The 14365-nt window shown below is 66.3% G+C and carries 11 protein-coding genes; 8 read left to right on the top strand and 3 right to left on the bottom strand.

Annotated features, from left to right (window positions below; genetic code table 11):
* Positions 1-7: 7 nt before the first annotated feature.
* Positions 8-1810 (bottom strand): DUF1800 domain-containing protein, encoded by a 1803-nt coding sequence (locus VPH40_RS04910; RefSeq protein WP_328572850.1) that lies wholly within the window; start codon positions 1808-1810, stop codon positions 8-10.
* Between the two features lie 412 nt (positions 1811-2222).
* On the opposite strand from VPH40_RS04910, the gene VPH40_RS04905 reads away from it, so the two are divergent.
* The 8 genes from VPH40_RS04905 (at position 2223) to VPH40_RS04870 (ending at position 10449) form a co-directional block, all read left to right on the top strand.
* Complete coding sequence (locus VPH40_RS04905; RefSeq protein ID WP_328572849.1) at positions 2223-2789, top strand: hypothetical protein; 567 nt, start codon at positions 2223-2225, stop codon at positions 2787-2789.
* A gap of 63 nt (positions 2790-2852) precedes the next feature.
* Positions 2853-3575: a hypothetical protein gene (locus tag VPH40_RS04900; RefSeq protein ID WP_328572848.1), complete on the top strand. Its 723-nt coding sequence runs from the start codon at positions 2853-2855 to the stop codon at positions 3573-3575.
* 4 nt (positions 3576-3579) lie between these two features.
* Positions 3580-4929 (top strand): hypothetical protein, encoded by a 1350-nt coding sequence (locus VPH40_RS04895; RefSeq protein ID WP_328572847.1) that lies wholly within the window; start codon positions 3580-3582, stop codon positions 4927-4929.
* Complete coding sequence (locus tag VPH40_RS04890; protein WP_328572846.1) at positions 4926-7100, top strand: hypothetical protein; 2175 nt, start codon at positions 4926-4928, stop codon at positions 7098-7100. The genes VPH40_RS04895 and VPH40_RS04890 overlap by 4 nt, the downstream gene beginning before the upstream one ends.
* A 20-nt stretch (positions 7101-7120) precedes the next feature.
* Complete coding sequence (locus VPH40_RS04885) at positions 7121-8167, top strand: aminotransferase class I/II-fold pyridoxal phosphate-dependent enzyme (RefSeq protein WP_328572845.1); 1047 nt, start codon at positions 7121-7123, stop codon at positions 8165-8167.
* Positions 8151-9014: a hypothetical protein gene (locus VPH40_RS04880; protein ID WP_328572844.1), complete on the top strand. Its 864-nt coding sequence runs from the start codon at positions 8151-8153 to the stop codon at positions 9012-9014. The genes VPH40_RS04885 and VPH40_RS04880 overlap by 17 nt, the downstream gene beginning before the upstream one ends.
* A 34-nt stretch (positions 9015-9048) precedes the next feature.
* Positions 9049-9711: a hypothetical protein gene (locus VPH40_RS04875; protein ID WP_328572843.1), complete on the top strand. Its 663-nt coding sequence runs from the start codon at positions 9049-9051 to the stop codon at positions 9709-9711.
* 9 nt (positions 9712-9720) lie between these two features.
* Positions 9721-10449, top strand: coding sequence for an amidohydrolase family protein (locus VPH40_RS04870; RefSeq protein ID WP_328572842.1), 729 nt, complete (start codon positions 9721-9723; stop codon positions 10447-10449).
* A gap of 6 nt (positions 10450-10455) precedes the next feature.
* Here the strand turns inward: VPH40_RS04870 and VPH40_RS04865 are convergent, their stop codons facing one another.
* Both VPH40_RS04865 and VPH40_RS04860 read right to left on the bottom strand, forming a co-directional pair.
* Positions 10456-11793 carry a sigma-54-dependent transcriptional regulator gene (locus VPH40_RS04865; protein WP_328572841.1) on the bottom strand — a complete coding sequence of 446 codons (1338 nt, stop codon included), beginning with the start codon at positions 11791-11793 and terminating at the stop codon, positions 10456-10458.
* Between the two features lie 281 nt (positions 11794-12074).
* Positions 12075-14333, bottom strand: coding sequence for an arginine/lysine/ornithine decarboxylase (locus VPH40_RS04860; RefSeq protein WP_034784421.1), 2259 nt, complete (start codon positions 14331-14333; stop codon positions 12075-12077).
* Between the last annotated feature and the right edge of the window lie 32 nt (positions 14334-14365).

Genomic DNA, 14365 nt, shown 5'->3' with positions numbered 1-14365 from the left:
TGCTTCCTTATTTTTGAACCAGGTATTCAGGCGAGGCCATGGCCAGGAAAATGGCCAGGTGCACGCGGTAGGTTTTTGCCGTCGTCACTTGCGCGGCATTGCTGCCGCTGGCAGGGGGAATCGCGATGCTCGTGACAGCCGCCAGGATCTTGCCGCGCAGCCGGGACGACATATTGCCGGACATTAACAGCAAGTTGACCCGGTCCAGCAAGGCGGCGGGCTGGTCGGCCAGGGCCACTTCGGCCGAGTAGTCGGCTTGCACGGCGCTGTTTTCCGCCACGCCGCCGCGGATGGCGTCCTGCATGAAGTTCAGGTAACCGGTGACGGATGGCTCCGATGTGATCTGCATTTCCGGCGCCACCAGGCCCGCCGTCGCCAGCGCCGAATTGGGCGGCACGTACGAGGGACGGAAGTAGTTGAAGACGGATGGCGCGTTCATGGGATTCTGCCCCAGTCCCGACAGTGGATCGCTCAGGTAATAGATGCGGTACTGCAAGGCCGCATCTTTGGCGTGAAAGGCGCGCATCCAGTTGCCCAGGCGCACAAGCGGTTCGCGCAATTTGCCCGTGCGCAGGCTGCTGCCGGCTGGCGCCAGCGCGTCGGGGTCGAGCAGCACGGCGCGGATCACGGCCTGCATGTCGCCGCGCACGCCCGAACCATTGTTGGCGAAGGCGGCCGCAACCCTGCCCACATAGGCCGGGCTGGGGTTGCTGGTCACCAGGCGCTGGATCAGCTGGCGGCCGAAGAAGGGCCCGGCATTCGGATGGTTGAACAGGGTGTCGAGGGCCAGCGCCATGTCCGCTTCGCCGCCGGCGGCGCCCGCCGCGCTCACGCCCAGAAAGCGCTTTTCGCTGGTGGAGTGGTACGCCGCATAGTTCTGCATCGGTTTCCAGTCGCGATCCGGATCGGCCACGCTGCCAAAGAAACGGTTCGCACCCTGGTCCGGGCCGGCCCAGCTCCAGCCCGTAAACACTTTCGCCAGGCCGCCCACATCGTCGCGCGTGTAGGTGTCGATGGGCTTGCCGCCGGACATTTTCAATGAACCATCCGCATTCAGCTGGTACAGGCCGATGGTAAACAGCTGCATCACTTCGCGCGCGAAATTCTCATCGGGCGTACGCGTGGCCGATTCCTTCTGGTTGCGCAGGTGCGACAGGTACAGCCCCATCATCGGATGGGTGGCCACGCCCTGCAGCAGGGTGCGGAAGTTGCCGAACGCATGTTGCCCCAGCATGTCGTAATAGCTGGCGACGCCCCGCGTTTGCGTCCATACGCTCTCGTTTTGCGTGGACACGACGAAGATTTCCGACAGGGCAAAGGCCACGCGCTGGCGCAACTGGTCGTCGCCGCGCACGGCTTGCTGCCAGAACGACTCGTAAAAGTCGTTCGGCACGGCCTTGGTGGCCGCTGCGCCCGCAACGGGATACTTGGCGTCGATATATTTGCGGTGCAAGGTTTGCGGCTTGGAAAACTGCGCGCGGAACCAGGCGTCGCTGTCGCTGGCGGCGAGGGCGTCGATGGCCGCCATGTCCGGCCCGAACGTGGCGCGGCCCAGGAAGCGCGACGCTTCCGCGCGCGTGAAGGTGGCTGTCTGGTTGGCCGGCGGCGTGGTCAGGGGCGGCGGCGGGATCGTGTCGCCCGGCTTGGTACCGGGGGTGGCCGGATCGCCGGGGGCGGTGGTCGCGGGCGGCACGACCGATATGTCCGGGTTCTGGGTGGCGCCGGTCTTGCTGTCGCCGCCACCGCCGCAGGCGGCAAGCAGGCTGAGTAATGTGATGGCCAATAAACGGCGCAAGGTAGGGTCTATCATTTAGTTTCTTTCAGGCAATCAAATTCTGGCCCATTAATTGTAGGGCTTGCCTACCAAAATCCTGTTTCCAATTAACTATTTACGTGTTGGCCACGTTTACTTTTATCGTCCGTTGATGTGGTGTTGATGGTCTTTTTGGCGGTGTAGCGCGAAGTTTGCTTTTTAAAAATGAAAAATATTTTTTGCCGATAGCGAGCACTGTGGCGGATAGGCGACGTAATCATTCCTGTCAATTAAGCTTGTTTGAAAGCTCATCTTGACAACGAAACCCGCTTCGCCGGAAACCATGGTTTTTACGCTATCGGCGAAACGCCGTTCGCCATCCTGTCCCATTCTTCCCCTGCGCCGGACTGGCATGCCCCTTGCGTCAGTGAGGCATGGGCCACCCGCCCGCCTTCCACCGGAGCCTGTCATGACCAGCCGCCTGCTCGCCTATCGTCCCGAAATGGAATTGCCTGACGCGTCGGGCATGCTGCCGCTGCAGCAGGAAGATGCGCTGGCGCTGGCGGCGCAGTTGCTGGAATTGCAGGGGCCGGCCCAATTCGATGCTTTCCTGGCGCGCCAGCTGGGTGCCACTGCGGCGGGCCAGCAAGTGCGCGGCACGCCGCTGGAAGGGCCGCTGCGCCAGTTGCTGGGCAAGGTGGTGGCGCCCTTGCTGCCCCTGCATGGTGGCTCGCCGCAGGCGCTCAAGCGGCGCGCTGCGGCCATCTTCGGCATGGAACTGGAAGGATTGAGCCCGGAAGACAAGGAATTCGAACTGGCGCGCCAGGTCGTGCAGCTGATCGATGCCGTCAACACGGCGCTGGTGCAGGACGGCGTCCTGGGCGCACGCGACCCCAGGACGCGGGTGGACACTGCCCTGCTGCAAGTGGCACGCCGCGTGGCGCCAGGCTTGCTCAGGCAGGCGGCGCAAGCGCCGGGACGGGACGGTGGCCATTGGCGCCGCGAGGGCGGGCACATCGTCGTGCTCGATTGTTAGCCGGACGGCTGCTGCGTCCGGCACTGTTATGTCAACCGAGGTGCTAACTTTGAGGAGTTCATCATGCATGACTTGGATCGTACGACCCTGGAATACGGACAGGAAATGTCCGGCTTTGAAGCGGAACAGTTCGAGTTTGGCCAGGGCGAGTGGAGCGGCGAGGGCGGCGCGAGCGCCATGTTTTCCGAGGCCGAGGAGATGGAACTGGCGAATGAATTGTTGTCGGTCAGCAATGAAGCCGAACTGGAACAGTTTCTCGGCAATTTCCTGCGCAAGGCCGCCTCCGTGGCGGGCGGCATCATCAAGTCGCCCGTGGGACAAGCGATCGGCGGCGTGCTCAAGGGCGTGGCGAAGAAGGCCATTCCCCTGGCGGGCGGCGCCATCGGCGGCTATTTCGGCGGCCCGCTGGGCGCCAAGATCGGCAGCGGCCTGGCCTCGGCCGCCGGCAGCGCCCTGGGGCTGGAAGCGGAAGCGTCGTCGAACGAGGACCGCGAATTCGAGGGCGCCAAGCAGTTCGTGCGCCTGGCGGCCGATACCGTCAACCGCGCCGCGCAAGCGCGCGGCAATGGCGACCCGCGCGCCATCGCCCAGGCGGCGGCCAGCGCGGCGGCGCGCCAGTTCGCGCCAGGCCTGCTGGGCCGCCCGGGCGGCCAGATCGCCACGCAGAACGGCGGCGCGGGTGCGGGGAGCGTGGCGCCAGCCGGGGTGCGCAGCGGCGCCGGCATGCGCCCATCCAGCGGCCGCTGGGCGCGCCAGGGCCACAAGATCGTCCTGTACGGCGTCTGACATCATGGCCATCGGCGCTTATGCAGCCTGGATGCTGGAGCAGGAGGCGCGCTCGCTGCTGACGCGGCTGGCGCGGCTGGAACCGTTTGCGCTGATCGAGCCGACGGTGCTGGCGGCGTCCCTGATGCCCAGCGCCCAGTCGGCCATCGAAAGCCAGCTGGTGCAGGGCCGGCGCGCCTTGCGGCGCATGGTGGCCCAGTTCCAGTGGTGGCTGCGGCGCGAGCACGCCGACGGCGCCAGCATGGCCACGGCCGCCGAGGCCCAGCGCCGCTTCACTTTCCTGCGCCTGAAGTTCAATGCCGCGCTGACCCAGTTCGACCTGTTCAACGAAGTCATCACCCAGCGCAGCGAGCACAAGACGGGCGTGTGGCTGGCCGGCCTCGACATCGTTGCCGCCGATGCGCTGGCGCTGCCCGGCGATGTCTACCAGGCGCCGCCCGTGATCTGCTACCTGGACCGGGGGCCGGGCGCGGCCATCCGCCGCGCGCGCACGCGCCTGCCTGGCGGCGGCGACAATCCCGTCGCCATCATCCGCCTGCCGCGCGAGCGCATGATCGGCAGCGGCATCGCCTCGTCGCTGGTGCACGAAATCGGCCACCAGGGCGCGGCGCTGCTGGACCTGGTGGCGTCCTTGCGGCCCGTGCTGCAAGCCATGCAGCACGGCGGCAGCGGCCTGGTGCACGTGTGGCAGTTGTGGGAGCGGTGGATTTCCGAGATCGTGGCCGACTTCTGGTCGCTGGCGCGGGTCGGCGTGGCCGCCACCCTGGGCCTGATCGGCGTGGTGAGCCTGCCGCGCGTGTTTGTCTTCCGCCTCAATATCGACGATCCCCACCCGGTGCCATGGCTGCGGGTGCGCCTGAGCTGTGCCATGGGACGGGCCTTGTATCCGCATCCGCAGTGGGACCGCCTGGAGCAGCTGTGGCTGTCGTACTACCCGCTGGCCGGCCTGCCGCCCGTCCGGCAGCGGCTGCTGGAACAGTTGCAGGCCAGCATGGACGCCCTGGTGGGCTTGCTGGTGCAGCACCGGCCGCCGGCCTTGCGCGGCGGCTCGCTGGTCGAAGCCATGGCCGTGCACACGCGCCAGCCGGCCATGCTGGCGCAGCTGTTTCGCAGCTGGACCCTGGCGCCGGCGCAGATGTACCAGGCGACGCCGACCCTGGTGTTCGCCGTGCTGGGCCAGGCGCGCGCCAGCGGCACCTTGAGCCCGGAAGACGAAAGCGAGCTGCTGGGGCGTTTGCTGACCCACTGGGCCCTGCGCAGCACCCTGGACACGTCGGAGCTGTGCGCGGATGTCGTGCGGCATGGCCGCCGGTCCGGCAAGCCGTTTGATTATCCATTGAGGAGAATGACATGAGCAGCAAGATGAGCAGCAATATGGGTGGCAAGATGGGCAGCAGGAGCGGGGCGGCGGGCCAGGCGGGCCCGAAACAGCAGGGCGGCAGCATCGTCGTCACCGTGCACGAGCAGGACAGCGGGGCCATGGTCGTCAATGCCGCGATCAGCCTGTACCGGGGCGCCGACGCCGACTGCCATGATTTCAATGCCGCCGCCTGGCAAGCCGACCCCGCCATGCTGGTCGGCGTGCGCTGGACGGATGGCCGTGGCGGCACCGTGTTTGCCGACCTGGCGACGGGCAGCTACGTGGGCGTGTATGGCAATTTCCCCGCCACGGCGCCCCAGTGCGTGACGGTGCAGGCCGGCTGCAGTGCCGTGCTGTGCTTCAAGCCGCAGCTCAACCCGCAGGTGGGGCTGGCCTTCGAAACGCCGGACTGCCATCCCAGCGACTGCAATTTTGGCAGGGTGGGCGACCGCGCCGTGGCCACCGTGTCGTTTGACGGCGATCAAAGCGCCGACGGGCGCGACCAGGTGCAGGTGCTGGCCGCCGCGCCATGGGTGCCCCTGCGCGGCACGCCGAACGCCTTTTCCACGCCCGTGCGGCGCGCCGGCATGCACCGTTTCATGGCGCAGATGATGCTGTCGCAGCGGCCCGACCTGCGCAGCGCCTTGCCCGTGCCGGAAGGACTGAGTCCGAACGCCATGCTGGCCGTGGATGCGGAATACGAGACGGAAGAGCGCCAGCCGCAGCCCATCTCGGGCAATGTGGGCGTGTCGCTGACGCGCACGGAAACGGAGCCGACGGAAGACTTGCCCCTGTGGACCTTGATACGCAACAGCACCGAGGCGATGTCGTTTACAAATTACCTGCATTTCATGGACAGCCTGTTTTGCGGCGACCTGGCCGCCGTGCGCGGCTTCGAGCAGGAGCGCTTCGTCAAGAAGGCCGACATGTTCCAGCAGCTCAAGCAGCGCCGCGCGCTGCCGTTCTCCGATTCGGACTCCTACCGCGTGCTGAAAGTGGCGACGGAAGCGTTCGTGATGGTCAATTGCGGCGTGCTGAACCAGCCGCTGGCCTTCAATCCGGCCGAAGACAACGCCTATCTGGACCGGCGCGACATCCCCCAGGGGCGCGACCTGGAAACCGTGCTGCGCAACGATTACCTGGAAAACATCGACGGCTTCCAGACCTTGCCCTACCTGGCCGTGATCCGGCGCAAATTGCCCGACATCCCCATCAGCATCCCGCGCGGCCAGGAGGGGGAAGTGGACCTGTGCTTTGGCATCATCCAGGAAAAGCTGGCCAATCCCTGCCTGCTGGAACTGATCTGGTCGTACTGGCACGAAGAGGGTATGCTGGTGCAGACCATGAACGCCATCGCGCAACGCTTCCAGAACCTGCGCGCCCCCGGCGGCGGCCTCGACCCCTTGTCGAACACGGAAATCGACATGCTGCGTCCCCTGAATAACTTGCTCTGGGGCTACACCCAGGATGAGCAGCACCGGCTCACCGTGGTGCGCCGCAACTATGAGTATGACCATCACTACGGCGTGCGCCTGGACGGCAAGGCAGTGCAGCACTTCCGGCCAGCCGACAGCCGCTCCAAATTCCTGGAAGCATTCCACCACCTGCTGCGCCTGCTCACTTCCTTCTACAAGCAGGATGACGACACTACCGTGAAGGCGGACGCCTTCCCCGTGCTGAATGCCTTGAAGGAAATCCATTTGATCCTGTCGCAGGGCGCGCACAACCAGTTCGGCGACTTGCCGTCGACGGCGCGCATCGAGATGCTGATGCAGCAATGGATGCTGGCGCGGCCCGAATTCCGCGAATTCTTGCCGACGCGCGTGATGGTGGCGTATCCGGAGCCGTGGATGGACCGGGTCGATGCCATGAAGAAACTGCAGGGTTGGACGGATACGAGCGTGATGCATTTCCGTAACCTGGCCATCTTTGGCGAGCAATTGCTGCTTTCCGTGCGCTATGGCAACTGGAGCGACATCTACGAACCCACGCAGGCGTTCAACTGGGCGCGCTTCTGGCGTCCGCAAGTGCAGGGCTATATCCACGGCTACCGCGCCGCCACCGGGGTCGACCTGTCCGTCGACAGCAGCGACCCGGCGATCGAAGCGACGATGCCCTCGGTATTGCTGCGCCAGCGCCTGAGCCAGCAGCTGCGCAGCGTCTAGGACGGGAGCGGGGCGCGTGCATGCTCGACTTTACCAGTGCGCTGTACCTGGGCATGCGCCATCCCGCGGCTTCGCTGGCGCCATGGAGCAGCCTGACCCTGGGCCAGCCGGCCGCGCTGCAGGAGCCGCCCGGCGCGCAAACCCTGGCAGCAAGCCTGGCTGCGCTGCAAGGTTGCGAGGCCGCTTGCGTGCTGCCGTCGACCCTGCACCTGTTCTGGGACCTGTTCGGCATGCTCGCTGCCGAGCGGCTGGTGATCCTCGTTGATGGCGGCAGCTACGCCATCGCGCGCTGGGGCGCCGAGCGGGCCCAGGCGCTGGGCTTGCCCCTGCGCATGTTTCCCAGCGGCGAGATGGCGGTGCTGCGGCGCCTGGCGGCGGACTGGGGCCGGCAGGGGCGGCGCCCGCTGATCCTGGCCGATGGCTATGTGCCGGGCAGCGAACAGGTCTTGCCTCTGGCCAGCTACGCGGCCCTGGCGCGCCAGGGGGGCGGCTATCTGCTGCTGGACGACACGCAGGTGCTGGGCGTGGCGGGCACGGCTGGTGGCGGCTCGGCGCGGCTGCATGGCTTGCCGGGCGGCTACGACAAGGGGGGCGGCCACCTGATCGTCGGCGCCTCGCTGGCCAAGGGCTTTGGCGTGCCGCTGGCCGTGCTGGCCGGCAGCGGCAACTTGCTGCGGCGCTTCGCGGCGCGCAGCCAGACGCGCGTGCATGCCAGTCCGCCTTCGGCAGCCGTGCTGGCGGCGGCGCGGCGCGCGCTGGCGCTCAATGCGCGCCATGGCGACGCCCTGCGCGCCAGGCTGGCGGAGCGGGTGGCGCAATGGAGGGCGGGGATGGCGGCGGCCGGCATCGCCTGCCAGGGTGGCAGCTTTCCCGTGCAGCGCCTGCCCGGCCGCGCCCATTTGCAACAGGTCTTGCGCGCAGCGGGCGTGCTGTCGCTGGCGCAAGCGGGGGACGGTCCCGGCGCGCTGACTTTTCTGCTGCGGGCCGACCAGACGCCACGGCAACTGGAGCAGGCGATGGGCTTGCTAGAACATCACATCAGGAGGCGATATGAACGAAGCGTTTGAAATGCTGCCCTTTGCGGGGCAGCCGGGAGCGGCCGGCGAGCAGGAATGGCAGGGGGAGTGGTCGCCAGAGTGGTCGCAGGAGTGGCAGGGGGAGGAAGAGGGCGAGGCCGAATGGGAGGGCGAGCGCTGGCCCCCCGGTGGCGCGCGCGGGGGCATGCGCGGCGGCGGGCTGCGCGCGCGGCCGCCCCTGCGCGGACAGCGCCGTCCCGTGCCGCCGCGCTACCAGGCGAATCCGGCGCGCAGGCCGCCGCGTCCCGCATCGCCGCCTTTGCCCTATCTGCCGCCGCGCTACCGGGGCTGGGGCGGCTACGTGCCCATCTACCCGACCCTCTATCCGCAGGCCTATCCCGTGGCGGAACCGGCGTTTGGCGACCAGCTGGAGCCGGCCATGGATGCGGGCCAGGGACAGGATCAAGGGCAGGGCCAGGACGATGACGGGCAACAAGGTGAAATCCCGCCCACCCTGGCCGGCACCATGGGCCGGGTGCCGGAAGCGGCCGCCTTGACCTACCAGGCGCTGGGGCCGCTGGCCAATGCCTTGCGCGACCCGAATGGCCGCGGCCCGGGCCTGTATGTGGTCGAATTCGATGCGGGCGGACGGCGCCGCGCCTACAGCGGCCAGACGGACGATCTGCACCGCCGTTTGCTGCAGCACCGGCTGTGCGGCCAGATGATGGGCGTCGACTTGAGCGGTCACCAGGTGTACGTGGCGGCCCTGTCCTCGGCGGCGCAGCGGCGCCGCATCGAGCAGCGCATCCACGACGATATGTTCGCCAACCAGCGCGGCGTGCTGACCAACCAGCGGCGCGAACTGGAACTGGCCGTGCTGGGCGAAATGTGGAATTGACGACAGCGCTTTGACGACTGCGAAGGAGTACATCATGCATCAATTCGAATGTGAATGCGCGCAATGCCGCCAGCGGGCTGGCGCCGCGTTTGAAGTGCTGGAGTTTGGCGAAACCTGGTCCGGCAAGGGGAGCGCCCCGGCCCTGTTCAGCGAAGAGGAAGAGTTGCAGCTGGCCATGGAATTGCTGGAAGTGTCCAGCGAGGAGGAACTGGAACAGTTTCTCGGCAACGTGTTCAAGAGCGTGTGGAAGGGCGTCAAGAAGGCGGGTGCTACCATCGCCAAGGTGGCCAAGCCCCTGGGCGGCGCCTTGAAGGCCGTGGCCAAGACGGCCTTGCCCTTTGTCGGCGGCGCCCTCGGTTCGATGATCCCGATACCGGGCGTGGGCACGGCGCTCGGTTCGGCCCTGGGGCGCGCCGCCAGCAATGCGCTGGAACTGGAGCTGGAGGGCGAAGCGGAGGGCGAGGCGCCGGCCGACCGCGAACTGGAGCTGGCGCGCCGCTTCGTGCGCATCGCCGGGCAGGCGGCGCGCCTGGCGGCCGACGGCGACGGCAGCGCGCGCGCCGTGGAAAGCGCGCTGACGCGGGCCCTGCACCAGCAACTGCCGCACTTCCGTTCGGCCGCGCCGCAGGGCGAGGAGGAGAGCGGGCGCTGGCGCCGGCGCGGCAACCGCATCGTCGTCATGGGCGACTGGCAATAGCGCGGCAAGATGATCATCGACTGCCATTGCCATGCGGGACCGGGCGACGGCTTGAGCGGGCCGTGGGACAGCGATGCGCCGCTGCAAGCCTATCTGCGCCGCGCGCAGGCGGCCGGCATCGCCCGCAGCGTGCTGTTCGCCACCTTCCACTCCGATTACGCCATCGCCAACCATGGCGTGGCGCGCCTGGTCGCCTCCGATCCGCAGCGTTTCTACGGCTTTGCCTTCGTGCATGCGCGGCGCGACCGGGGCCGCATCCAGGATCTGGTGCGCACGGCCGTCGAGCGCTATGGCTTTGTCGGCATCAAGGCGCACCGCCTGGATGCGCGCATCAGCGGCGAAGTGTGCGACGCGGCCCGCTTCTTCGGCTTGCCCGTGCTGTACGACCCGGCCGGCGAGGTGGCCGTGGCCGAGCTGCTGGCGCAGCAGTATCCGGACGTCGATTTCATCCTGCCCCATCTGGGCAGCTTCGGCGACGACTGGGCGGTGCAGCTGGCACTGGTCGACCATCTGGCGCGCCACCGCAACATCCATGCGGACAGCTCGGGAGTGCGCCGCTTTGACCTGTTGCAACAGGCGGTGCAGCGCGCGGGGCCGCACAAGATTCTGTTCGGCTCGGATGGCCCCTGGCTGCATCCGGGGCTGGAATTGCACAAGATTCAGCTGCTGGGCTTGCCGCCGGCCGATGCGGCTTTGATTACGGGTGGCAATTTCTTGCGGCTGGCGCGGCTGGCTTGAGGCAGATCAAGGCGCGGCCGCCTTGCGGCGTATCTGCAGGGCGCGGTCCGTCACGCCCAGGCGGGCGGCGGCGCGCTGGTTGTTGCCGTGTTCCTCGGCCAGCACGAGGCGGATGGCCATGTCGGTGGCGCAGCGCGCGATGTGCGACAGCTTGCAGCCCTGAGCCAGGGCCCGCCGCACGGCCGCTTCGAAGTGCTGGTCGGGCCAGGGCGGCGCCAGCAGCCGTTCTTCGGGGGGCAGGGCGCCGATGGTGATGGGACCGGGGCCGCAATGGCGGTGCCAGATGCGCGTGACGGTCTGGCGCAGCTCGCGCACATTGCCAGGATAGTCGCGCAGCAGCAGGTATTCGCGCACGGCGGCGTCCAGCGGGGGCGGCTGCTGCTGGGCCAGTTCGGCGAGGAAATGCCGGGCCAGCGGCAAGATGTCGTCCTGGCGTTCGCGCAACGGCGGCGTCTGGCAACGCCAGCCGGCGATGCGGTAATACAGGTCGGCGCGGAAGGCGCCGCGCGCCACCTCGTCTTCCAGTGCACGGTTGGTGGCGCAGACGAGGCGAAATTGCGTCGGTTGCCAGGTATTGCCGCCCACGCGCTTGTATTTGCGTTCCTGGATGGCGCGCAGCAGCTGCGCCTGCAGGGGCAGTTGCAGTTCGCCCACTTCGTCGAGGAAGAGCACGCCGCCGTCTGCCAGGGCGAAAGCGCCGTCGCGCGGCGCCGCCGCCCCCGTAAACGCGCCCCGTTCATGGCCGAACAGTTCGCTGCCAGCCAGTTCCGGCGACAGGGTGGTGCAGTCGAGGATGGTGAAGTCGCCACGGCAGTTGCCGAGGCGGTGGACCAGTTGCGCCAGTAAATCCTTGCCCGTGCCCGTCTCGCCCGTGATCAGCATCGGGGCCTGGCTGAAGGCGGCCATTTCCACCACCTGGTGCAGCAAGGCGGTCCAGGCAGCGCTGCCGCCCACCAGTTGCTGGCGCACGGCGCTGGACGCCAGCAGCTGCGCCACGGCTTGCCAGCGCTGCAGGCGCGCCAGCACCTGGCCCGCATCGACGGCGCCGCCAGGCCACAGCAGCACATCGAGCGCGCCGGCCGCCAGCAGGGCCCGCTGTTGCGCGCAGCTGAGGGCCTGGCCGCAGGCGGCGATGGCCAGCACGCGGGCATGGCTGCACAGCGCCGGCAGCGCTTGCAGCAGCGCCGTATTGGCTTCGGCGAACAGCACGATGCCCGTTCCATCTGCTTCGCCATCGTGCCGCCGGGCTATAGTTACCTGAGCCTGCTTCAAGGCCGCCGCCAGCAAGGCGCCACTGCCAGCCGCCGCCTGCTGCATGATTTCCAGCCACACCTTGAGCGTCATAGGCCTGCCGTCACGAGGGCACGAGTCGCCCATCTTAGAAGCCCGATACCCCAGCCGTTTGATCTGGCGCAAGCGTGCGCGCTGGCCCACAATGAAAAACGCCGCCTGATTTGCATCAGGCGGCGCCATGTAAGCAGCAGCGCTCTTTAACGAACGTCACGACGGTTCATCCAATCGTAGCGAGCGGCAGTGATTTGTGGCCGAGAAGCGCAACCGTACTCAAGTACGGTGAGCATCGCCGGCCGCAAAGCGCGCCGCGCAGTAGATTGGATGAGCCGTCACTAATCGTCCAGTTTGACGCAGTCGACGAAGTAGCCGCGCTTGCCATCGACTTCGCGTTTCACGAGGCCATGCACATCCGTCTCGAAGCCGGGGAAGCGCTCGTTGAAGTCGCGTGCGAAGCGCAGGTAGTCGACGATGGTCTTGTTGAAGCGCTCGCCCGGGATCAAGAGCGGGATGCCTGGTGGGTACGGCGTCAGCAGGATGGACGTGATGCGGCCTTCCAGTTCGTCGATGGCCACGCGTTCGATTTCGCGGTGCGCCATCTTGGCGAACGCGTCCGACGGCTTCATGGCCGGGATCATGTCCGACAGATACATTTCCGTCGTCAGACGGGCCACGTCGTAAGCCTTGTAGAAATCGTGGATTTGCTGGCACAGGTCGCGCAAGCCCATTTTTTCGTAGCGTGGGTTGGCCGCCGCAAATTCCGGCAGGATGCGCCACATCGGCTGGTTCTTGTCGTAGTCGTCCTTGAATTGTTGCAAGGCCGTCAACAGGGTATTCCAGCGGCCCTTGGTGATGCCGATGGTAAACATGATGAAGAACGAGTACAGGCCGCATTTTTCAATGATGACGCCGTGCTCGGCCAGGTATTTGGTGACGATGGACGCGGGGATGCCCGTGTCGCCGAACTGGCCATCCAGCGACAGGCCCGGGTTGACGATGGTTGCCTTGATCGGGTCGAGCATGTTGAAGCCGGGAGCGAGGTCGCCGAAACCGTGCCAGTCATCTTCGGCGCGTATCATCCAGTCTTCCTGCTGGCCCATGCCTTCGTCGTTGAAGCTGGCCGGACCCCACACCTGGAACCACCAGTCCTGGCCCCATTCCTGGTCGATCTTTTTCATGGCGCGGCGGAAATCGAGCGCTTCCATGATCGATTCTTCCACCAGGGCCGTGCCGCCCGGCGCTTCCATCATGGCCGCGGCCACGTCGCACGAGGCGATGATGGAATACTGCGGCGAGGTCGAGGTGTGCATCAGGTAAGCCTCGTTGAAGGCGTCCTGGTCCAGCTTGACCGTGTCCGATTCGCGCACGAGGATTTGCGAGGCCTGCGACAGGCCGGCCAGCAATTTGTGCGTGGACTGGGTCGAGAAGATCATCGATTCCTTGGCGCGCGGACGGTCCTTGCCGATGGCGTGCATATTCTTGTAGAAATCGTGGAAGGTGGCGTGCGGCAGCCACGCTTCATCGAAGTGCAGGGTGTCGATCTTGCCGTCCAGCATTTCGCGCAGGGTTTCCACGTTGTAGATCACGCCATCGTAGGTCGATTGCGTGATGGTCAGGATGCGCGGCTTCTTGTTTTTCGCTTCGCGCGCGAACGGATTCGCCTCGATCTTGCGGGCAATGCTTTCCGGCGTGAATTCATGCAGCGGGATAGGGCCGATGATGCCCAGGTGATTGCGCGTTGGCATCAGGAACACGGGAATGGCGCCGCACATGATGATCGAATGCAAGATTGACTTGTGGCAATTGCGGTCGACGACGACGATGTCGCCTGGCGCCACGGTCGAATGCCACACCATCTTGTTCGAGGTCGAGGTGCCGTTCGTGACGAAATAGCAATGGTCGGCATTGAAGATGCGCGCCGCATTGCGTTCGGACGCGGCGACGGGGCCCGTATGGTCGAGCAGCTGGCCCAGTTCCTCGACGGCGTTGCAGACGTCGGCGCGCAGCATGTTTTCACCGAAGAACTGGTGGAACATCTGGCCGATCGGCGACTTCAGGAAGGCCACGCCGCCCGAGTGGCCAGGGCAGTGCCACGAGTAGGAACCGTCGTTGGCGTAGTGCACCAGCGCGCGGAAGAACGGCGGCGACAGGCCGTCCAGGTAGGATTTCGCTTCGCGGATGATGTGGCGCGCGACGAATTCCGGCGTATCTTCGAACATGTGGATGAAACCATGCAGTTCGCGCAGGATATCGTTGGGAATATGGCGCGAAGTGCGCGTTTCGCCGTACAGGTAAATAGGGATGTCGGCGTTCTTGTAGCGGATTTCCTCGACGAAGGCGCGCAGCGACTTCAAGGCGTGATCGGTTTCCTCGATGGAACCGGCGCCGAATTCTTCATCGTCGATCGACAGCACGAAGGCTGACGCGCGCGATTGCTGCTGGGCAAATTGCGACAAATCGCCGTAGCTGGTCACGCCCAGCACTTCCATGCCTTCTTTTTCCATTGCGGCGGCAAGGGCGCGAATGCCCAGGCCGGACGTATTTTCAGAACGGAAATCCTCGTCAATGATGACGATGGGGAAACGAAATTTCATGCATGTCTCCAAAAAAGCAAGCCGCCCCTGAC

This window comes from Janthinobacterium sp. P210005, from assembly GCF_036231865.1.
In the GTDB taxonomy this organism is placed as follows: Bacteria; Pseudomonadota; Gammaproteobacteria; order Burkholderiales; family Burkholderiaceae_D; genus Janthinobacterium; species Janthinobacterium kumbetense.
This window is presented reverse-complemented; position numbering and strand designations above follow the sequence as displayed.